Source organism: Streptacidiphilus cavernicola, from assembly GCF_042510955.1.
Classification (GTDB): Bacteria; Actinomycetota; Actinomycetes; order Streptomycetales; family Streptomycetaceae; genus Streptacidiphilus; species Streptacidiphilus cavernicola.
The window spans coordinates 55,978-77,108 of the sequence record NZ_JBHFAB010000017.1 but is presented as its reverse complement, the minus strand read 5'-3'; the positions used below and the strand labels follow the sequence as shown (position 1 = coordinate 77,108).

General features: G+C 73.7%; 14 protein-coding genes and 1 pseudogene. 10 read left to right on the top strand and 5 right to left on the bottom strand.

What is annotated here, in order from left to right:
• Positions 1-239: 239 nt before the first annotated feature.
• The 7 genes from ACEZDE_RS22070 to ACEZDE_RS22040 all read left to right on the top strand — a co-directional run bounded on the left by ACEZDE_RS22070 (position 240) and on the right by ACEZDE_RS22040 (position 6,682).
• On the top strand, positions 240-494 hold the full coding sequence (locus ACEZDE_RS22070; RefSeq protein WP_380538466.1) for a phosphopantetheine-binding protein: 255 nt from the start codon (positions 240-242) through the stop codon (positions 492-494).
• 6 nt (positions 495-500) lie between these two features.
• The gene (locus tag ACEZDE_RS22065; RefSeq protein WP_380538464.1) at positions 501-1,037 is read left to right on the top strand and encodes a phosphopantetheine-binding protein; all 537 of its coding nucleotides are present in this window, start codon (positions 501-503) and stop codon (positions 1,035-1,037) included.
• On the top strand, positions 1,034-2,536 hold the full coding sequence (locus ACEZDE_RS22060; RefSeq protein WP_380538462.1) for an AMP-binding protein: 1,503 nt from the start codon (positions 1,034-1,036) through the stop codon (positions 2,534-2,536). The genes ACEZDE_RS22065 and ACEZDE_RS22060 overlap by 4 nt, the downstream gene beginning before the upstream one ends.
• Entirely contained in the window at positions 2,533-3,351 is an 819-nt protein-coding gene (locus ACEZDE_RS22055) for an alpha/beta hydrolase fold domain-containing protein (RefSeq protein WP_380538460.1), read from the top strand. Before ACEZDE_RS22060 ends, ACEZDE_RS22055 begins: the two co-directional genes overlap by 4 nt.
• A 427-nt stretch (positions 3,352-3,778) precedes the next feature.
• Positions 3,779-4,501 carry a GntR family transcriptional regulator gene (locus ACEZDE_RS22050; RefSeq protein WP_380538458.1) on the top strand — a complete coding sequence of 241 codons (723 nt, stop codon included), beginning with the start codon at positions 3,779-3,781 and terminating at the stop codon, positions 4,499-4,501.
• A gap of 101 nt (positions 4,502-4,602) precedes the next feature.
• Positions 4,603-6,300 carry an oleate hydratase gene (locus ACEZDE_RS22045; protein WP_449341712.1) on the top strand — a complete coding sequence of 566 codons (1,698 nt, stop codon included), beginning with the start codon at positions 4,603-4,605 and terminating at the stop codon, positions 6,298-6,300.
• Between the two features lie 37 nt (positions 6,301-6,337).
• Positions 6,338-6,682, top strand: a complete 345-nt coding sequence (locus ACEZDE_RS22040; protein ID WP_380538454.1) for a hypothetical protein — start codon at positions 6,338-6,340, stop codon at positions 6,680-6,682.
• Between the two features lie 69 nt (positions 6,683-6,751).
• On the opposite strand, the gene ACEZDE_RS22035 is transcribed toward ACEZDE_RS22040, so the two are convergent.
• Positions 6,752-12,595 (bottom strand): hypothetical protein, encoded by a 5,844-nt coding sequence (locus tag ACEZDE_RS22035; protein WP_380538452.1) that lies wholly within the window; start codon positions 12,593-12,595, stop codon positions 6,752-6,754.
• Between the two features lie 117 nt (positions 12,596-12,712).
• Here ACEZDE_RS22035 and ACEZDE_RS22030 point away from each other — a divergent pair, with 117 nt between their 5' ends.
• From ACEZDE_RS22030 to ACEZDE_RS22020, 3 genes are read left to right on the top strand one after another with little or no spacing between them, the layout of a single operon-like run.
• The gene (locus ACEZDE_RS22030; protein ID WP_380538450.1) at positions 12,713-13,387 is read left to right on the top strand and encodes a class I SAM-dependent DNA methyltransferase; all 675 of its coding nucleotides are present in this window, start codon (positions 12,713-12,715) and stop codon (positions 13,385-13,387) included.
• Positions 13,384-13,773: a PadR family transcriptional regulator gene (locus ACEZDE_RS22025; RefSeq protein ID WP_380538448.1), complete on the top strand. Its 390-nt coding sequence runs from the start codon at positions 13,384-13,386 to the stop codon at positions 13,771-13,773. The genes ACEZDE_RS22030 and ACEZDE_RS22025 overlap by 4 nt, the downstream gene beginning before the upstream one ends.
• A complete protein-coding gene (locus ACEZDE_RS22020) occupies positions 13,770-14,759 on the top strand; it encodes a hypothetical protein (RefSeq protein ID WP_380538446.1) in 990 nt (329 codons plus the stop codon). Before ACEZDE_RS22025 ends, ACEZDE_RS22020 begins: the two co-directional genes overlap by 4 nt.
• A gap of 54 nt (positions 14,760-14,813) precedes the next feature.
• Here ACEZDE_RS22020 and ACEZDE_RS22015 read toward each other — a convergent pair whose 3' ends face one another.
• The 4 genes and pseudogenes from ACEZDE_RS22015 to ACEZDE_RS22000 all read right to left on the bottom strand — a co-directional run bounded on the left by ACEZDE_RS22015 (position 14,814) and on the right by ACEZDE_RS22000 (position 21,129).
• Positions 14,814-17,333: a xanthine dehydrogenase family protein molybdopterin-binding subunit gene (locus tag ACEZDE_RS22015; RefSeq protein WP_380538444.1), complete on the bottom strand. Its 2,520-nt coding sequence runs from the start codon at positions 17,331-17,333 to the stop codon at positions 14,814-14,816.
• A gap of 515 nt (positions 17,334-17,848) precedes the next feature.
• Positions 17,849-18,343: pseudogene (locus ACEZDE_RS33770) on the bottom strand ((2Fe-2S)-binding protein); the annotation flags it as partial.
• An 86-nt stretch (positions 18,344-18,429) separates the two neighbouring features.
• Positions 18,430-19,302 (bottom strand): FAD binding domain-containing protein, encoded by an 873-nt coding sequence (locus ACEZDE_RS22005; RefSeq protein ID WP_380538632.1) that lies wholly within the window; start codon positions 19,300-19,302, stop codon positions 18,430-18,432.
• Positions 19,303-19,500: 198 nt separating this feature from the next.
• Positions 19,501-21,129, bottom strand: coding sequence for a beta-N-acetylhexosaminidase (locus ACEZDE_RS22000; protein ID WP_380538439.1), 1,629 nt, complete (start codon positions 21,127-21,129; stop codon positions 19,501-19,503).
• Positions 21,130-21,131 lie beyond the last annotated feature (2 nt).

Sequence of the window (21,131 nt, the reverse complement as noted above, 5' to 3'; positions counted from 1 at the left end):
CCGCCGAAAGTTTCGATCACTGGGCACTCCGAAGCCCGCGGTCCCGCTTGCGTTCCCCTGAGCCCCTTGCCAGCGGCTGACGCGGTGGTGCAGACTCCAGGTCGCGATCGACCGCCCACCGCGGTCACGCCTTCCGCCGCAGCAGAGCCGCCGACTGCTCACTGCCGCGCCCACCACCCCGCGATGCCTGAGCTTGCGCTGTCGAGCGAGAGGACCCCCCTGTGACGACGGACCCACCCATGCCCGCTGCCGGAGCACCCACGCTGACGGAATTCCTGGACCTGTGCGGCGAGTTGCTGCACACCGCCGCCCCCGCGCCCGAGAGCGACTTCTTCACCCTGGGCGGGAACTCACTGACCGCACTGGAGCTGACGGCGGCGGTCGAAGCACGCTGGGGATGCGAACTCCCCATCGCTGACGTCTTCGTGGCCCCCAACCTGGAAGCCGTCCACCACTCCCTGACCACCGAGACACCTGCCCGCCAGGAGGTATGAACGCCGATGCTCAAAGAACTCACCATCGCTGACGAGACGTCACGGATCCTCCGCGAGAAGCTCCTGACGACCGAGGCGGCCCTGGTCCTGAGCCCGCCGACCGGGCAGACCGTGCTGCTGGTCACGGCCCGGCACACCCCCGCCCTGGAATTCCGGATGACCCTGCGGCGGGAGACGGACCAACTCCCCGACGTGGTCCTGGTGGTCGACGGCATCCCACGGGACGCCGAGGGCGGCATCGATCCCGCCTGGCTCCAGGACGGCCTGCGCGGCGGGTCCGCGCACACCCATGTCGCCCCGGCCACGGACCTCGAACGCGGCCTCGCCGCGATCTGGGCGGAGGTGCTCGACGTGCCCGAGGTCGGCGTCGAGGACGACTTCGTCGACCTGGGCGGCGACTCCTTCGCCGCGGTGGAGATCATCCATCGCACCGAGGAGGAGTGCGGTCTGGGCACCCTGGCCTCGGACCTGTACCAGGCGGGGACCATCCGCGCCCTGCTGGCCTCCGCCGGGGACAGCTCCGGAGACGGGGCCGCCCGGTGACCCGGCAGCGCGAGGCCCCGGTGCTCTCCCCCTCGGTCGTCCGGCAGTTGGCCCGGCTGGCGGCCGACTCGCCCGACGAACTGGTCCTGTCGGCCCGCTCCTCCAGCGGGGACTGGCTCAGTCTGACCCGGGCCGAGCTGGGGCGGCACATCGACCGGGCCACCAGGGAGCTGACCGCGGGGACGACCGGCGGCAAGACCCTGGTGTCGCTCCCCAACAGTGCCCAGTTCTTCATCGCGGTCCTGGCCTCCTGGAACGCCGGCCGGACCCCGCTGATCGTGCCGCCGCACTCCACCCCCACCGAACTCGCCACCCTGTTCACCGGGGTGGACGAGCGGCAGGAGGACGTCCACGAGTTCCCCGACCTCGCCCCGGCCGACCTGACTCCGGCCGACCTGACCGGGTCGGCCCAGCCTGCCGACGCCCCCACCGCCGCCTACACCGCCGAGGACCCGGTGGACGAGCCCGCCGAGGCCTGGTACCTGCCGTCCGGTGGCAGCACCGGCCTGCCGCGGCTGATCCCGGTGGCCGGCCGGCCGATCGCGCAGCTCTCCAGCCAGCGGATACTGCTGCAGGCGATGGGCTGGCAGCCCGACTCCACCCAGCTGGTGATGGGTCCGCTGTGCCACGCCGCGCCCTTCACCTCGGCGATGACCGGACTGCTGGCGGGCAACCACCTCGTGGTCGTCGACCGATTCACCGCGGCGGCGCTGCGTGACGCCTGCCTGCGCTTCCCCCCGACCTGGTGCCAGACCACGCCCCATCAGATGGCGGTCATCGACTCCTCCGACGACCTGGCGGACGCCTTCGGCGCCCGGCTCACCGGCCTGATGCACACAGCCGCGGCCTGCCCCAAGGACGTGAAGCAGGCCTGGATCTCCCGCCTCGGCGGCGAGCGGGTGTTCGAGCTCTACGGCTCCACCCAGATGGTCGGCGCGGTCGTCAACTCCGGTACGGACTGGCTGGCCAGGCCCGGCACCGTCGGACGCCCGTTCATGACCCAGGTCCGGGTCGTCGGCGAGGCCGGACGGCGGCTTCCCCCGGGCGAGGTGGGCGAGGTGTTCATGCGCACCGGGGCGACCCGGCGGCTGACCGCGGCCGAGACCGCCCACCTGCGCTCCCAGCCGGGCGGGTTCTTCAGCGTCGGCGACCTCGGCTACCTGGACCAGGACGGATTCCTGTTCCTCACCGACCGGGTCGACGACGTCATCATCGTCGGGGGCGCCAATGTCAGCGCCCGTGAGACCGAGCACTGCCTGCTGACGCACCCGCAGGTGAAAGAGGTCCTGGTGGTGGGCAGGACGCACCACCTCCTCGGCCACACCGTGCACGCCCTGGTGGTGCCCGAGGACCTCGGCCGACCGCCGGCCGCGGCGGAGCTGCGGCAGCACTGCGCCGAGATCCTGGCCGCGCACAAGGTGCCGGCCACCGTCGAGTTCATCGCCCAGTTCAGCCGGTCCCGGGCCGGGAAGATCCAGCGCTACCGGTACCAGGAGTGACCGCGGCCGGACGTGACCGGACGGTCCACCGGGACCTCTGCTTCGCCGAGATCGAGGGCTACCGGCCGCTGCTGCTGGATCTGAGCGTCCCCGCCGACGCCCCCGGCCCGGTCCCGCTGCTGGTGTGGATCCACGGGGGCGGGTGGCGCTTCGGCTCGCCGCGGGTCGGCGAGTCCTGGCTCGGCGTCGCGGACCCCGTCGGCGCGGCGCTCGGCTGCGGATTCGCGGTCGCCACCGTGCAGTACCGGTTCAGCGGGGAGGCCCGCTGGCCGGCCCAGCGGGACGACGTCGCGGCGGCCGTACGCTGGTTGCGGCAGCACGCCGCGGAACTGGGCGTCGATCCGGCCAGGATCGCGGCCTGGGGCGAGTCGGCAGGCGGCCACTTGGCCGCCATGCTGGCCCTGACCTCGACCGGAACCGACAGCGCGGTCTGTGCGGCGGTGGCCTGGTACCCGCCCACCGACCTTCCCGCCCTGCAGCGGCAGGCGCATCCGGACTCCGTGATCGACCACGACCACCCCGGGTCCTCGGCCTCCCGGCTCATCGGGGCCGCGCTGCCCGACGCACCCGAACAGGCGGCGCTCGCCAGTCCGCTCCACCACGTCTCGGCGGCGGCTTCCCCGGTCCTGCTGATGCACGGGACCCGCGATCTGACCATCCCGCACCAGCAGAGCGTCCGCCTCGCCGGCGCGCTCAAGGACGCCGGAGCCGAGTGCGAGCTCGTCCTCGTCGAGGGAGCCGACCACTGCTTCGCGGGCGCCGACCTGCGGGAGATGGTCGCCACCAGCCTGCGGTTCCTCCAGCGCCGGTGCTGACCCCCGCTCCACACTGTTGATCACCTCCGAGTCCGGGCCCAACGCCCGGCGGCTTCGGTCAACCTGACCCGGTGGGGCAGCGGCTCCTCGCGCGTGCGGTGCGACCAGAACGCGTGAACGGTCCGGGCGAAGACCGCCAGGCGGTCGGGGTCGGCGTCGCGATAGACGGGGATGCGACGGGCCGTGCGGTCCGCGTGCTCGGGAGTGTGTCCGGCCGCGATCAGCCGGGGGACCCACAGGGCTGCGTCCGTCCAGTCGGGCCCCGGACACGACAGGGCCCAGTCGAGCAGCCGGACGCCGGAGCCGGTGACCATCAGGTTGAGTTCCCCGGCATCCGTGTGCGCCAGTGCGGAAGCACCCCGCTACGGTTGCCAGTGCACTAGTTTGCTCTTTGACGGAACGTCACCAGTGCGAAGGAGCACGGCACATGGCCAGCTCGAAGACCTTCACGGTCATCGCGGACCACTTCCGGCAGCGCATCCTGTCCGGGGAGCTGGAGCCCGGCACGAAGCTCCCCACGAACCGTGAGATCAGCGGGTCGTGGCAGGTGGCCGCCGCTACCGTCTCGCGCGCCCTTCAGGCCCTGCAGGTCGAGGGATTCATCAGGACCACACCACGCGGCACGTTCGTTTCGGACGAGCCCCGCGTGGGCCTCAGCAGCCGCGACAGGCTCGCCAGGGTCCAGCGGGTCAAGAGCATCCTTGCGGAGGGGGAGACAAGCCGCGTGACCGCCGCCGGATTGGTCCTGCCTCCCCTCTACGTGGCGGAACTGTTCGACCTGGACACCGGGGACCAGGTGGTACGTCGTGAGTGGATCTCCGGACGGGGCACCACTCGGACGTGCTTCGCTGTCACGTGGTACCCGGCCCAGTTCGCCGCCCTGGTTCCGGACCTGCTCTCAACGGCACCCGGCAAGAACGCCGGACTCACCGCGCGGGTCCTTGAAGCAACCGGCCGCCAGATCACGCATGCGCGCGATGACATGCACGGCCGGGCCGCTGACGCACGCGAGGCGGCCGGACTCGGCATCCCGGTCGGCTCCGCGATCCTCGCCGGCGCCCATCGCTGGAGTGACGACAACGGCGTGGTCGAGTACGGGGAGTGGGTGCTGCCTCCCCGCTTCGTCATCGGCTACGAATACACGCCCTGAGAGCAGCACAGACCCCCACCCCTGGGCGCGACGCGCTGGGGTGGCAGCCGCCGCACCCGGTGAAGGTGATCAGCGGCCCCGCCTGGTGTGGGGTCAGTCCAATGGAGCACTCGAGACGCCAAGCGGTGGGCGCGGTGGTGAGCTGGGGGGTGGGTGACTGCGCGCGGCCTCCCGGCACGGGGCTGTCGGGGACGGCGGACGGTGCGGCCCCTCAAGCGAACGGGAGCTGTGCTGTGGCGAAGGCCTATCTGGTGGGTGCGGGGATCGCGTCGTTGTCGGCGGCGGCGCTGCTGATCCGGGACGGCGGGTTCGCCGGGTCGGACATCACCATCCTGGAGGCACAGGACCGGGTCGGGGGCAGCCTGGACGCCGCGGGCTCGCCGCAGGACGGGTACACCATGCGCGGCGGACGGATGTTCGAGCTGCACTTCGAGTGCACCTACGACCTGCTGGACTCCATCCCCTCCCTCGACGACCCGGCGAAGTCGGTGACCGCGGACACCTTCGCGTTCCACGAGGACTTCGCCTGGAACGACAAGGCCCGCCTGGTCGACGCCTCCGGCAGCCCGGTCGACGCGCACTCGATGGGCTTCTCCGAGCGGAACCGCCTGGACCTGGTCACCTGCGTGGGCACCCCGGAGAAGCACCTGGACGGCAAGCGCATCTCGGACTGCTTCACCGAGGACTTCTTCACCACGAACTTCTGGTACATGTGGTGCACGACCTTCGCGTTCGAGCCCTGGCACTCCGCGATCGAGTTCCGCCGCTACCTGAACCGGTTCGTCCACCTGTTCAGGACCTTTGACACCATGTCGGGCATCTACCGCACCCGCTTCAACCAGTACGACTCGATCGTGCGCCCGCTGACGGCCTGGCTGGAGGGCCAAGGGGTCGCCTTCCAGCGGAACACCACGGTCACCGACCTGGAGCTGGCCCCGGCCGACGGCGTCACCGTGACCTCCGTCGCCTGCACCCGCGACGGTGTCCGCCAGGACCTCCCGGTCGCCGCCGGGGACCTGGTCTTCGTCACCAACGGCTCGATGACCGCCAACTCCACCCTCGGCAGCACCGACGCCCCCGCCGTCCTGGACACCTCCGCGCCCGACGCCTCGTGGGCGCTGTGGCAGACCCTGGCCGCCAAGCGGCCCGGTCTGGGCGACCCGGCCGTGTTCACCACCTCGGTCAAGGACTCCACCTGGGGCTCGTTCACCGTCACCACCCAGGACCCGACCTTCTTCAAGCTGATGGAGGAGTTCTCCGGCAGCCAGGCCGGCAAGGGCGGCCTGATCACGTTCAAGGACTCGCAGTGGCTGCTGACCATCGTCCTCAACCACCAGCCGCACTTCCACGAGCAGCCCGCCGGCACCTACGTCTGGTGGGGCTACGCCCTGTTCCCGGACAAGGCGGGCGACCACGTCGCCAAGCCGATGTCGCAGTGCACCGGCCGGGAGATCCTGACCGAGGTGATGGGGCACCTGCGCTTCGCCCAGGCCGAGCAGATCGTCGAGTCCTCGATCGTCCGGCCCGCGATCATGCCCTACATCACCAGCCAGTTCCTGGTCCGCAAGGCGGGTGACCGCCCCCAGGTCGTGCCGGAGGGCTCCACCAACCTCGCCTTCATCGGCCAGTACGCCGAGGTCCCCGATGACGTCGTGTTCACCGTCGAGTACTCGGTCCGCACCGCGTGGGCCGCCGTGGCGGAGCTGCTGCACCTCGACAAGCAGCCCCCGCCGGTCTACAAGGGCGGCCACGACCCCAAGGTCCTGCTCGAAGCCCTGCAGACCATGCACCGGCACTGATCGACCAGCACCGGCACTGACCCAAGGGAGTGGGCGCGTGTACTACAGCAACGGGAACTACGAGGCGTTCGCGCGCCCGCGCAAGCCCGCCGGCGCCGACCGGAAGACGGCCTGGTTCGTCGGGGCCGGGCTGGCCTCCCTGGCCGGTGCGGCCTACCGGCTCCTCGGGGTCGAACGCGGAGTCCCCGAGGTGCATGCCTCCACCTACGACCTGCGGGCGCTGCTCGCCGCCGCCAGCCGACTCCGCGACGGCGCCGAACTGAGCCTCCCCGGGCCGGAGTTCCTCCGCAGGCGGGTGCTGCACCGGCTGGAGGAGACCCAGATCGGAGCGCTGCTCGCGGAGTACGACCTGCTGAAGGAGGAGGAGCCGGACCGCCCCTGAGCCTGCGGTCGGCTCACCCCGGCCACCCCGCTCACCCGGTCACCCCGGCCACCCCCGGCGGCCCCCCGCTCACCCCCGGCGGCCCTTGCGGGGCCGGGTCACCGTGAACGCCCCGATGCCGAGCAGGCAGGCCGCGACGGCCCCCCACAGGTAGGGCAGGACGACGGCCCCGGTGTCCGGCAGCGGCTTCGGCCCCGGGGTCGGCGCCGAGCTACGGGTCGGGGTGGGCGTCGGCGTCGGCGTGGGGGTCGGCAGCGGCTTCGGCGGCAGCAGTCGCACCACCGCCGTTCCGGTCGCGCCGGGGTCGGCCGGGTCCGCGGCCGGGGCGGTGACGGTGGCGGTGTTGGTCAGCGTGCCCGTCGCCGTGCGGGCGATCCTCGTGGTGAGCGGGACGACCGCGGTGCCGTCGGCGGCGATCCGGCCGACCTGGCAGGTCACCTTGGCGCCCGCCGTCGCGCAGGGCGCCGAGCCGCTGTCGAGCAACGTCGTCCCGGCCGGGAGGGTGTCCGTCACCACCGCGTCATAGGCGTCCGAGGGGCCGGAGTTGGTGACCGTCAGCAGCCAGACCGCGGTCTCGCCCGCGGTCGCCGGGGACGGCGTGACGGTCTTGACCAGGGTCAGCCGCGCCCGCGGGTGCAGCTCGGCGGTCGCGGTCGACTCGTTGTCGGCCAAGTGCGGGTCGAGCACCAGCGAGTGGGCGAACGCGGTGTTGGCGATCCGCTGGTCGCGGAAGCCGGAGTCGACCCGCGCCGTCACCGTGACGGTGCGGCTCGCGCCGGGCGCCAGGGCGCCGAGGTCGCAGTGGATCGCCTGGCTGGAGGTCGCGGACAGCAGTCGGCCGCCCTTGAGGTCGAACAGGGTGTTGGCGTCCGTGCACCCGGGACGGCCCGGGGTGACCGTCGCCGGGCCCAGGCCGATCGGCAGCGCGTCGTCCAGGACGGCTCCCAGCGCGGTGGACGGTCCCGCGTTGGTCACCGTGAGCGTGTAGCTGAGCGGCTCGCCGGGGGCGAGGGCGGCGGGGCCGACGGTCTTGGTGATGCCGAGGTCGGCGACCGCGTCCACCGGCAGGGTGACCTCGCTGCTGTTGTTCGACGGGTCCGGGTCGGTGACGCCGGCGTCGCCGGTGGACACCGTCGCGGTGTTGCTGATCTGCCCGGGGCTGCTGTCAGGCGCGATGGCGACGACCAGGGCGACGGTGGCGATGTCCCCGGGCGCCATCGTGCCCAGCGCGCAGCTGACGGTGGCGCCGGGGGTGCAGCTGCCGGTCGACGGAGTGGCCGACACCAGCGTCGTCCCCGCGGGCAGCGGATCGGTCACCGCCACCTCCCCGACCGTCGAGGGTCCGTTCTGACGCACGGTCAGCACGTAGCCGACCTCGGTGCCCGCGTGGGCGGCGGTCACCGGCGAGGTCTTGGTGACGGCCAGGTCGGCCTGCCGGACCACGGTCGAGGTGGCCGCCGCCGTCGCCGGAACCGGGGCGGTCGGGGAGACCGCCCGCACCCGGTTGGTCACCGACGTCGCCGTGGAGGTCGGCGCGATCCGGACGATCGCCACCACGGCGATCGACTCGCTCGGGCTCACCTCGCCGAGTCGGCACACCAGCGGCACGGCCGTGGTGTCGCAGCTGCCCTGGTCCTGGGTCACCGAGATGACCTGGGCGTCCGCGGGCAGGGTGTCGGTGAGGACGACGTCCCGGGCGGTGGAAGGGCCCTGGTTGGTCAGCACCATCCGGTAGGTCGCGGACGAGCCCGCCACCAGCGGTTCCGGCTCGACGGTCTTGGTGACCAGCAGCGTCGCCAGGGTGCTCACCGGGGTGTCCAGGGTGGTGGTCCTGGTGTCGGGGCCCGGGGTCGGCGAGGCCGCCTCGGCCTCGTTGTGCAGCGTCCCGGTGGCCGAGGCGGCGACGTCGACGGTGATCCGGACGGTCATCGTGCCCTGGGCCGGCAGCCGGTCGGCCCGGCAGGTCAGCACGTTCGCCTTGGTCGCGACGGTGTCCTTGGTCTCGCAGGTGCCGATCGAGGGCTGCGCACTGTCGAACACCGCGTCCGCCGGGAGCGGGTCGGTGACGGTCAGGTCGGTGGCGTCGGACGGTCCGGCGTTGCCGACGGTGACCGTGTAGACGGCGCGCTGTCCGGCGACGACCGGGTCGGGGGACACGGTCTTGGCGATCGAGAGCGCGGCGTCGGTGGTGACCGTGGTGGTCGCCGCGGCCTCGTCGTTGGCGGCGTTCGGGTCCTGGGTCGCGGTGTTCACCCGGGCGGTGTTGGTCAGCGTCCCGGCGGGGGTGGAGGCGCGGACCCGGACCTCGACCGTGATCTGGACCGAGCCGCCGTCGGGGACGGTGCCGAGGTCGCAGTTGACGTTGCCGCCGGAGGCCTCGCAGCTGCCGCCGTTGGAGACGGTCGCGGAGAGGAAGTCCGTCCCCTCCGGCAGCGGGTCGAAGACGGTGACGTGCTGGGCGTCGGAAGGACCGTGGTTGGTGGCCCGGAGCCGGTAGCTGACGGTCTGTCCGGCGGTGACCGGGTCCGGCGTGCCGGTCTTGGTGATCCCCAGGTCGGCCTGGGTGGCGACCGGCGTGGTCGAGGTGGCCCTGTGGTTGGAGCCGGTCGGGTCGTCGGTCGTGGTGGTGACCGTGGCCGTGTTGCTGACCGTCGCGGCCGTCGTGTCGGCGGCGACCCGGGCGACCACGGTGATCGTCCGCGACGCGCCGTTCGGCAGGGTGCCCACGGTGCAGTGGACCGGGGCGGTCGGGCCGCAGCTGACGCCGCCGGTGCCGGTCGCCGAGACCAGGGTCAGCCCGGGAGCCAGCGGGTCGGTGACCGCGACGTCCTGGGCGTCCGACGGGCCGTGGTCGGTGACCACCAGGGTGTAGCTGACGTCCTGTCCGGCCACCACGGTGGCCGGCGAGGCGGTCTTGGTGATCCCCACGTTGGCCTGGGCCGCAGCCGTCGAGGTGTAGGTCGCGCTGTTGTTGCCGTGGTCCGGATCGGCGGTCGTGGCCGAGACCCGGCCCACGTCGGTGAGGTCCGCGGCCGACCCGGACGGGACGGTGGAGCCGATCGTCACCGTCGCCGTGCCGCCGTTCGGCAGCGTCCCGAGGTCGCAGCTGACGGTCGCGACCACGCAGCTGCCCTGCGAGGCGGAGACCGACCCGGCGGTGAGCCCGGTGGGCAGGGCGTCGCTCGCGGCCACGCCCCGGGCGTCGGAGGGGCCGTGGTTCACGATCGTCAGCGTGTAGGTCACCGGCCGGCCCGGCACCGGCTGCGCCGGGTTCGAGGACTTGGTGATGGCCAGGTCGGCGGAGGCGTCGACCTGGGTGTGCGCGGTGGCGCTCTCATTGCCGGGCGCCGGGTCCGGGGTGGTCGAGGTGACCGTCGCGGTGTTGGCGATCGGACCGGTGGCGCCCGCCGCCACCGCGGTGTTGACCGTCACCAGCACGGTCGCCCCGGCGCCGACGGTGCCGAGCCCGCAGCGCACCGGGCCGCCGAGCAGCATGCCGCAGGGCCCGTGGTCGGTGGAGGCGTCGACCAGGGTCAGCCCGGGCGCCAGCGGGTCCTGGACCACCACGCCCTCGGCGTTGGACGGGCCGTGGTTGGTGACCCGGATCAGATAGCGGCCCGCGGTCCCGGCCGTGAACGGCGTGGGCGAGGCGACCTTGGTGATGCTCAGGTCGGCGGAGGAGGCGACCGGAAGGCTTGCGGTGGCGGTGTTGTTGCCCGTGTCCGGGTCGGGGGTGGTGCTGGTCGCCGCGGCGGTGTTGTCCAGGCTTCCGGCCGGACGGCCCGGATCGACGTCGAGCACGACGGTGACGGTGCGGCTCGCCCCGGCGGCCAGGGCGCCCACCGGGCAGGTGATCACGGCGCCCGAGCTGGTGCACCCGCTCGCCGAGGCCAGCGTCGTCCCGGCCGGGAGGGTGTCGGTGACGGTCACTCCGGCCGCGTCCGAGGGACCGGCGTTGGCGGCCACCAGGGTGTACCGGACCTGCCCGCCGCGCACGGCCGTGGTCGGCGACGCGGTCTTGGTCAGCGAGACGTCCGCGGACGCCGCGATCGACCCGGTGGTCCCGGTGGTGTTGTTGGCGAGGTTCGGGTCCGGGGTGGCCGAGGTCACCGAGGCCGTGTTGGTCAGCGGCCCCGGCGGCTGCGCCGCGGCGACCTGGACGGTCAGCGCCACGCTGGAGGTGGCGCCGTCGGCGAGCGTGCCGAGGCGGCAGGTCACCGTCTGGCCGGCGGCCGAGCACAGCCCGGCCGGCGCCGCCGAGACGAAGGACGTGCCGCTGGGCAGCACATCGGTGAGGACGGTGTCGACGGCCGGCGAGGGCCCGCGGTTGGAGGTGTCCAGGGTGTAGACCAGCCGCCCTCCGGCCGCGCCCGGATTCGGCGAGACCGACTTGGCCAGGACCAGGTCGGCGGACCGCGCCACCGGGGTCACCACCGGGTATCCGGTCGCGGTGTAGGGCTGGTCGATGGTCTTCGCCCGGTAGTCGAGCGTGGTGGTGTTGGTCAGGGTGCTGCCGCCCGCGGCGCGGTCGACGGTGGCCCGGAAGGTGAAGGTCGAGGTGTCCCTCGGCGCCAGCGTCCCGCCCCGGGCCGCGTTCGCGCCCGCGCCGATCCGCATCCGGACGGTGCGGGTGGCCGCGTCGTACTCGCCCTGGTCGTCACCGGTCCGGTCGGTCTTCGGGCCGGGGTTCGCCCCGGCGGTCACCACCAGCGACCCCGGTACGTAGCTGATGCCGCCCGGCAGTGGATCGGTGACCACCGAGTCGGTCGCCGAGTCCTCCCCGGTGTTGCTGTAGACGACCGTGTACTGGAGCGTGTCGCCGGGCTGCACCGGGTTGTTGCCGTCGAGGTCGACCACCGACTTGGTGTCCCCGGGGAACTGCGGCGAGTAGAGGTCGATCGCCGTGGTCACCACACCGGGGTAGTACACGTCGCCCCGGGTGGTGAGCCCGACCGACGCCGAGGTCGACCCGTTGGCCAGGATGCCGTCCGCCTGCAACCGCTTGACGTCGTAGCCGAACTGGTTGCGGTCGGCCGGGTTCCGGGTGGTGGTCAGCCGCCCGAGCGAGGTGTTGCCCGAGTCGAAGAAGTTCTCCGGTTTCACCACCTGGTCCTGCAGGGCGACGTGGTCGAGCTGCATCTGATCACCGGTCAGACCCAGGTCGCCCTCGTAGGCGACCACGCCGACCTGGGTCTTCACCGGCCCCGAGGGCGGGGTGAGGAAGCCGCTGAGCCGCAGGGTCTGCTGCGCGGCGGTGGTGATCTGGGTGAAGCCGTCGAAGACGGTCAGGTCCCGCAGCGGCTGGGCCGGGTCGCGGTAGGCGACCACCAGCGACCAGCCCGCGTACTTGTCGGCGCCGGTCTGCGAGACCACGTCGGCGCCCCACCAGGTGCCGGTCCCGCCGCTCCGCACCCGGGCGGTCACGTCCGCGAACGCGTGGTACGGGCCGCGTCCGGCGGTGAGCGTCATGTACCGCTGCGCCGTCAGCGACTGGTAGGCGCCCCCGGGCGCGCGCAGCTTCATCGTCCGCGACGCCGCGTCCCCGGACGCGGCCCGGTCGCCGCCCCAGTACAGCCCGGCCCAGAGCACGGTCGCCCCGGTCGGCAGTACCACGTCGGAGCTGGACGACGAGATCGTGGACGCGTCGTTGTCAGCGTCCACCCAGGTCATCGACCAGTCGTTGTTGTTCAGCCTCGATCCGGCCCCGGTCCGCGCCTGGGCGCAGCCGGACTGCGCGGTCGGGCAGCTCATCAGCGAGTTGCCGAAGATCGCGATGGCGCCGTTGTCCTGCGCGGTGAAGACCCGCGCGAAGTCCGTTCCGGCCGCCAGCACGGCGGCGGGGGCCGGGGTCGAGCCCCACAGCGCCGCCAGTGTGAGGACGAATACCGCGAATCGGCGCAGAAGAGACAGCATGCCGCGAGCTTCTCAGCCCCCGCGGGACGTCCCGGGCGACACACCGAAACGCACGTCCCGAGATCACCTGTTTGTCGTTTCGTAGGACCGAAGCACCCCCGCGACTACCGTGTCCGGATGAGCACCCACGACTGGCTGGCCGACACCCGCGCCTCCTACGACACCGTCGCCGAGAGCTATGCGGAGCAGGTGCGCGACCTGCTCGACCGGATGCCCTACGAACGCGCGGCCCTGGCCCTGTTCGCGGAACTGGTCCGGGACGGCGGCGGGGGGCCGGTCGCGGATCTGGGCTGCGGGCCCGGCAGGGTCACCGCCCATCTGCGCGGCCTGGGCACGGACGCGTTCGGGATCGACCTGTCCCCCGGGATGGTCGAGGTGGCCCGGCGCGACCACCCGGGCCTGCGGTTCGAGGTCGGCTCGATGACCGACCTCGACCTCGCCGACGCCTCGATGGGCGGCCTGGTCGCCTGGTACTCGCTGATCCACGTCCCCGACCAGGAGATCGGCGCGGTCCTGGCGCAGTTCCGGCGGGTGCTGCGGCCGGGCGGCCTGCTGCTGCTCGGCTTCCACGTGGGCGACGACGCGCGACTGAAGACCGAGGGCTACGGCGGCCACCCGATGCGGGTCCTGGTGCACCGCCGCAGGCCCGACCGGGTGGCCGAATGGCTCGCCGACGCCGGGTTCACCGTGGAGGCGCGGACCACCCTCCGCTCGCCCGAGAGCCGGCTCGGCGCGATCCTCTTCGCGCGCTCTTCCCATACTTCGGCTGCCGATATATCTTCGGAGCTGTGAGCAGACGACGGAGCATGATGAGTGAGGCCACGTACTTCATCCTCGCCGCACTGCTGGATGGACCGCTGCACGGCTACGCGGTCATCAAGCGGGCGCAGGAGCAGTCCGGAGGCCGGGTGAACCTCGCCGTCGGCACCCTGTACGGGGCGCTGGAGCGGATGACGGACGACCGCCTGATCGAGGTGGACCGCGAGGAGGTCGTCGCGGGTCGGCCCCGGCGCTACTTCCGGGTCACCGAAACCGGGCGCGAGGCGGTCCAGGAGGAGGCCGGGCGACTGGCCGCCGCGGCGGCCGTGGTGACCGGACGGACGGCGCGGACCGCGCCCAGGCGCACGGCGCGCGGCACCGGACCGGCCGCGGCCGGAGCGGGACCGGTGATCGCATGACCGGCGGAGTGGGCTGGACCGAACGCTGGTACCGGGCGCTGCTGTTCGGCTACCCCCGGGAGTACCGCGAGCGCCACGGCGACGAGCTGGTCGGCACCCTGCTGGAGGCCGCCCCGTCCCGGCGGCTGCCCTCGCCGCGCGAGTCGGCGAGCCTGCTGGACGCCGGGCTGCTGGCCCGCCTGCGCACCGGGCTCGACCTGGTCCCGGCCTGGGCGGACGGACTGCGGCTCGGCCTGCTGCTGCTGGCGCTGACCCAGGCCGGGACGCTGCTGGGCAGTCTGTCGGGCAGTCAGCAGCGGGCCGACCTGCCGGTGCTGCTGCCCGCAGCGCTGCTGGCCGCGCTCGCGCTGCTGCGCGGCACGATGGTCGCCGCCGCCGTACTGGGGCTGGTCCCGGCACTGGTGACGACCTATCAGACGCTGCGGCTGCCCGCACACGGCACCGACCTCCTGGTCGGGTTCTTCTCCTCCCGGACGATCGCGATGTCGGCCGGGGCAGGCGGCTGGCTGAGCCCCGGCACCGCGCAGTTCTGGCTGATCGCGGTCGGCTCGCTGGTCCTGGCCGTACACCGGCGGACCCGCGGGGCGCTCCCCCGCCGGTCCTGGGGGTGGCTCGCGGTGCTGCTGGTCCAGGCCGGGTTCACCGCCTGGAGCAGGACCCTGCTGCTGCCCGCGCCACGGCCACCGGCCTTCCCGACCCCGGGCGGCGCCACCCTGGCCGCGATGCTGGCGCCGCCGCTGGTCGCGACGGTCTGCCTGCTGCTGCTGGCGCTACGGGCGACGGTGGCGATCCGCGACCCGCGCTGGATGGTCGCGGCCGGGGTCTACCTGGTCCCGGTCGCCGTCTTCGCGGCAGCGGTGGTGTCCGTGCAGCCGAGCGCCATCGTGACGCTCGACTACGAGCTGCCGGTGGTGCTGCTGGCAGCCGCAGGCGCGGTGGTGCTGCTGCGCGGGGCCGCGCGCCGGGCCGTGGCCGAGGAGGACTGAGGCGCTACCGCCAGGGTCCGTCCGGTGAACGACCTCGAGAAGCCACCGGGCGGGCTAGCCCGCGATGTCCTCGGCCGGGATCGGCAGCCGGGTGACCGCGCGGCCGGTGGCGGCGCGGACCGCCGCCGCCACCGCCGCCGGGGCGACCACGGCGGGGGCCGCGCCGACGGCCTTGGCGCCGAACGGCGCGACCACGTCCCGCTCCTCCACCAGCGCGGCCACCCGGATCACCGGGGCGTCCAGCGAGGTCGGCAGCCGGTAGTGGGTGAAGGACGGGTTGGCGACCCGACCGCCGTCGCCGACCAGCTCCTCCATCAGCGCCAGGCCCAGGCCCTGGGTGGCCCCGGCCTCGATCCTGGCCTCGATCTGCTCGGGGTTGAGCGCCCGGCCGACGTCCTGGGCGACCGTCAGTTCGACCACCCGGACCGTGCCCAGCTCCACGTCCACGTCGACCACCGCGCGCATCGCGCAGAAGGCCAGGCCGACGAAGGCGTCGCCCTGGCCGGTCTCCGGGTCCAGCGGCTCGGTGGGGTGCGGGCGGCACTGCGCGGTGGCCCACAGGTCCTTGCCCTCCAGCGCCTGGAGCACCGGCATGCCGAGCACCCCGTCATAGGAGGTGATCTTGCCGTCGGCGATGGTGAGCAGCTCGGGCGACATGCCGAACTGCGCCGCCAGCGGCTGCAGCAGCTGGTGCCGGACCATCAGCGCCGCGCGCTCGACCGCGCCGCCGGAGACCCAGGTCTGCCGTCCGCGGGCGGACGGTCCGGCCGGGGGCTGGTCGGTGTCGACCGGGGCGATGTAGACGTCGCTGATGCCCAGCACGTCCTGGACGATCTGCCGGGCCAGCGTGGAGAAGCCGGTGCCGGTGTCCACCGCGGTGCACATCACCGACGCCTGCGCGCCGCTGATCCGCACCGAGGCGGTGGAGACCTCGTCGGCCCCCTCCGCGCCGAGCATGTGCGCCATGCCGACCGCGTAGCCGATGCCGCGCCGCACCGCGGCCGGGTCGCCGGCCCCGTGCGGGCCGCCGGGCAGCAGCCACTCGTCGTCGGGCTGGTCCACCGGCAGGGCCGGCAACGGTTCCGCGGCCAGCGCGTCCAGCAGGCCGAGCACCGGCGCGGGGCAGGTGACGGCCTGTCCGGTCGGCAGCAGGTCACCGGTCGACATGGCGTTTCGGCGACGAATCTCCAACGGGTCCAGGTCCAGCGCGGCGGCCAGCTTGTCCAGCTGCGACTCGTAGGCGAAGCAGGTCTGCAGCGAGCCCTCGCCGCGCATCCGCCCGGCCGGCGGGTTGTTGGTGCGCACCGCCCAGGCGTCCACGAAGACGTGCGGGACCACATAAGGGCCCACGGCCATCGCCGCGGCGGCGGCCAGCGCCTCGCTGGACACCTCGGCGTACGCGCCGCCGTCCAGCAGCAGTTGGGCCTCGACCTTGACCAGACGGCCCTCGGCGTCCGCGTGGTGCCGGTAGCGCAGCAGCGCGGGGTGCCGGTGGGCATGGGTCAGGAAGGACTCCTCCCTGGTCAGCGCCATCTTCACCGGGTGCCCTGTGCGGATCGCGAGCAGGCCGAGGGCGACCTCGAAGCCGACGTCCTCGCGGTCGCCGGTGGCCCCGGGGACGCCGCTGACGACCAGTCGGACCCGGTCCGGCTCCAGGCCCAGGCACATCGCGGCCCGGTCCCGGTCGCCGTGCGGGTCGGTGCTGGCGACGTGCAGTTCCACGCCGCCGTCCGGGCGCGGCACGGCGAGTCCGGCCTCGGCGCCGATCGGGGCCGGGTCCTGCCGGCCGACCTGGTAGAGCCCCTCCACCACGATGTCGCCGACCGCCTCCGGGTCGCCGAAGCGCACCGGCTGGTGCCGGAACAGATTGCCGTCGGGGTGGATCGGCGGCGCGGTGAACGCCTGTTCGGGGTCGGTCAGCGGCTCCAGCGGCTCGTACACCACCAGCACCGCGGCGGCGGCGAGCCTGGCCGTGTCCGGGTGGTCCGCGGCCACCGCGGCGACCGGCTCGCCGTGGTGCCGGACCACCTCGGCGGCGAAGACCGGGCGGTCCTGCACGATCGGCCCGCTGGGCGCGCCGTCCGGTCGGCCGGACGGTCCCGGCCGCAGGTCGGCGGCGGTGACCACGGCGTGCACACCGGGCACGGCCAGCGCCGGGCCGATGTCCACGGACACGATCCGGGCGTGCGGGTAGGGGGCGCGGGCGACCGCGCCCCAGAGCAGCCCCTCGGCCCACAGGTCGGCGGCGTAGGGGAAGGTGCCCATGGCCTTGGCCAGCGCGTCGGCGCGGACCGGCGAGGCGCCCAGGCCGATCGGCGCGTCCGCGACCGCCGTCGCGGATCCGCCGCCCGCGCGCGCCGGGGCGGTCAGGCTCAGGCCCGCGGAGGTGACGGCCGCCCCGGCGGACTGCTGCGCCGGGATCCGGGCGCTGCCGCTGCCGACCGTGGCGGCGGTGCCCGCCTGGCGGGCGCCGCCGAGCGCGCCGCCGGTGGCGCTGCCGGGTGCTCCCTGCGGGACCCCGGGGGCCGGGGCGGTCAGGTTGTCGTCGTCACCGGCGGTGGAGGGGGTGGTCATGCTCCGGCCTCCGGGGCGGGCGCGTGCGTGTGCTGCTGGTGCGGCAGGACGTAGACGCCGGGCTCGGCCTCGGCGGGCGCGGCATAGCCGTTCTGGTCCTGCGGGTAGCCGCCCGCGGCGAGGTGCTCCGGCACCGGGAACTGGCCGGTGTGGTAGTCGGGCTGCGGGAACTGGCCGGTCGGGTAGTCCTGCCCCTGCGACTCCTGCGCCGGGATCGGGAACTGCCCGGTGTGGTAGTCCGGCACCGGGAACTGGCCGGTGCGGTAGTCCCCCTGCTGGTACTCGGCCGCCTCCGGGTAGCCCGCGTACTGCGGGACCTGGTGCTCGCCGGGGATGTCGCCCGCCGGGCCGAACAGCGGGTCGGGCTCGGCGGTCTGCTGCGCCGGGAGGTCCAGGTACACCGGCGGCTCCGCCTCCCGCAGCAGCTCCGCGCCGGTGTCGTAGTCGTCGTACGAACCCTCGGAGCCGGACTCCTCGGCCGCCGCGGTCTCGGCCGTGCCGCCGGCGTCCGGGTCGTCGGTCGAGGCCGCCTCCTCCGCGCGGGACCGCGCCACCGCCTGCACCGCCGCCAGCGCCCCGCGGTAGCCGGTGCAGCGGCACAGGTTGCCGCACAGCGCCTCGCGGGCCTGCAGCTCGGTCGGCTTGTGGTTGCGTTCGAGCAGGTCGTGCACGGCCATCGCCAGCCCCGGCACGCAGTAGCCGCACTGCACCGCGCCGCTCTCGGCCAGCGCCCGCTGCACGTCGGAGGGGCCGCCGTCGGCGGTCAGCCCCTCGACCGTACGGATCTCGCTGTCGGCCGCGAGCGCGGCCGGGACCAGGCAGGCGGCGGTCAACTGCCCGTCCAGCTGCACCGAGCAGGCCCCGCACTCGCCCTGGTCGCAGCCGCCCTTGGCGCCCGCGAGGCCGAGCCGTTCGCGCAGCACGTAGAGCAGGCTCTCGCCGATCCAGGCCTCGTTGACCGGCCGCTCCAGGCCGTTCACCCGCAGGGTGTAGGAGACCCGCGGCGACTCACCGCCGAATCCGCTCGTATCGTTCATGCCAGTCATACCCATGCCTTCGGCGATGCCGAGCGCCGCCGGGTTGGTCAGGTAGTCCGTCACTTCAACGCCCTCCCGAGTGCCCGGCGGGCCAGTACGGACACGGTACGACGCAGCCGAACCGCCGCCGCGCCCGGCCCCCCGTCCTTCCCGTCCTGGCCGCTCCCGGGGGCCGCACCGCCGGGCGGCTCGGGGACGCAGGCGGAGGCGACGTACTCGCCGAAGGCCGCCGCGGCGGCGGGGTCTATGGCCCGGTCGCCGTCCCAGTCGATGCAGCCGGAGACCCACTGCTCGGCCTCCAGCGGGCGCAGCGGCACCGGCGCGACCGCGCCGACCGCGCAGCGCACCGCGCGCCGGGCCGGGTCCAGCACCAGGGCCACCGACACGCTGGAGCGGGACGGGCCGCTGCGCCCGGTCGCCTTGAGGAACACCTGCGGCGCGTGCAGCAGCGGGACCCGGACGTAGCCCAGCAGTTCGCCGCCGCGCATCGGGTCGAGCCCGGTGAGCAGGTGACTGACCGGCACCTCGCGGGCGCCCTCGGGCCCGACCAGGGTGACCGTGGCCTCCAGCGCGGCCAGCACCGGCAGGGTGTCCCCGGACGGGTCGGCGGTGACGATGTTGCCGCCGAGCGTCCCGGCGTTGCGGACCTGCGGCGGGCCCGCGCTGCGGGCGGCCTCGGCCAGGGCCGGGATCAGCGCGGCGAAGTCGGGGCGGCCCATCCGGGCGTGGGTGAGACCGGCGCCGAGCTGGGCCGCGCCGTCCTGGTACTGCCAACCGCGCAGCTCGTTGATCCGCCCCAGGCCGATCAGCGCCATCGGGCGCAGCAGGCCGGCGTTGACCGCCCCCATCAGGTCGGTCCCGCCCGCCACGGGCACCGCGGCCGGGGAGGCAGCCAGCGCCGTGACCGCCTCGTCCAGCGAGGCCGGGAGCATGATCGTTTGGTTCACCTGTGTCCCACCGTGCTCGGGTTCCTCACACCGCCGTTCTTCGCCGTACCGTACGTGCAAACAGCCCGGACGCGCACCCTTCCGTCGCGCTGACCCCTCCTGAGGGTGGAGACCCGTCCCTATTGCCCGAATTGAGGCCCTTTTTGGTCGGACTGGGACGGATCCGCACCGCATCGGACCGGCTCAGACCTCCGGCGGAAGCCCCTCGATCGGACGTCCGGCCACCCCGGGACGCCGCTGCCACGGCTTCGGCCCCTCCGGCTGCCGGTACTCGACGCCCAGCGCGTCCAGCCGCGGGTAGTGCGCCCGCATCCGGGCCTCGAAGCCGTCCCAGTCGCGGTCGGCGGGCTGCTCCGGCAGCCGGGACCAGGCGACCTCGGCGAAGGCCGCGAGCCGCGGGAAGGCGCGGTAGTCGACGTCCCTGGCCTGCTCCATGAACTCGGTCCACAGGTTCGCCTGAGTGCCGATCACATGGGCCGCCGCCACCGGGTCCTGACGCAGCGCCGGCGGCACCGGCTCGAACCGGTAGACGTCCTCCAGGCTGCGCACCCAGCCGACCGGGACCGGCTCGTCCGGGCCGCCCGCCTGCCGGTGGTCCAGGTAGACGTGCTGCTCCGGGCACATCACCACGTCGTGCCCCGCCCTGGCCGCCGCCACTCCGGCGGAGTAGCCGCGCCAGGAGGAGACGGCGGCGCCGGGGGCGAGCCCGCCTTCGAGGATCTCGTCCCACCCGATCAGGCGACGTCCGCGCTCCGCCAACCAGGTGTCGAAGTGCCGCAGGAACCAGCTCTGCAGCTCGTCCTCGTCGGCGAGGTCCAGCTCCTTGATCCGGTTCTGGGCCGCCGCGCTGGCCTTCCACTGCTCCTTGGGGCATTCGTCCCCGCCGAGGTGGACGAAGGTCGAGGGGAAGATCTCCAGCACTTCTTCCAGCACGTTCTCGTAGAAGCGCAGCGTGCTCTCCTCGACGTTCAGGACGTTGGGGTTCACCCCCCAGTCGGTCCAGGTGCGCAGCGCCTCGGTGTCGACCACGTCCTGGTTGCCCAGCTCCGGGTAGGCGGCGATGGCCGCCTGGGCGTGCCCGGGGACGTCGACCTCGGGGACCACGGTGATCTGCCGGTCGGCCGCGTAGGCGACGATCTCGCGCAGGTCGTCCTGGGTGTAGTAGCCGCCGTGCGGGCGCTCGTCGCGGACCCCGCCGCTGCGGTAGCCGACCATGGAGCGCTCCCGCCAGCCGCCGGTCCCGGTCAGCTTCGGGTAGCGCTTGATCTCGATCCGCCAGCCCTGGTCGTCGGTCAGGTGCAGGTGCAGCACATTGAGCTTGTGCGCGGCCAGCAGGTCCAGGTAGCGCAGCACGTCCGCCTTGGGCAGGAAGTGCCGGGAGACGTCCAGCAGCACCCCGCGCCAGCCGAAGCGCGGCGCGTCCTCGACCACCACGGCCGGGACCGACCAGCCGTCCCGCCGCAGCGGGGCCCGGCGGAAGGCGTCCGGGCCGAGCAGCTGCCGCAGCGTCTGCGCGCCCCAGAACAGCCCGGCCTCGCCGCCGGCCGAGATGAGCACCCGTTCGGCGGTGGCTTCGAGCCGGTATCCCTCGGCGGCCGAATCGGCGTCCAGCGCCAGCTCGATGCCGCGCGCGCCCAGCACCCCCGGCTCCCCCGGGCCCAGCGGCAGCCCGGTGGCGGCGCCGAGCGCGGCGCGCAGCCAGTGCTGGACCCCTTCCGTCCCGGGGCCGCCGCGGAGCGTGGTGCCCGGGTCCAGCAGGAACGGTTCGCCGTCGGTCGCGAGGAAGTGAAGCGGGGCGGGTATGAGGTCCATGG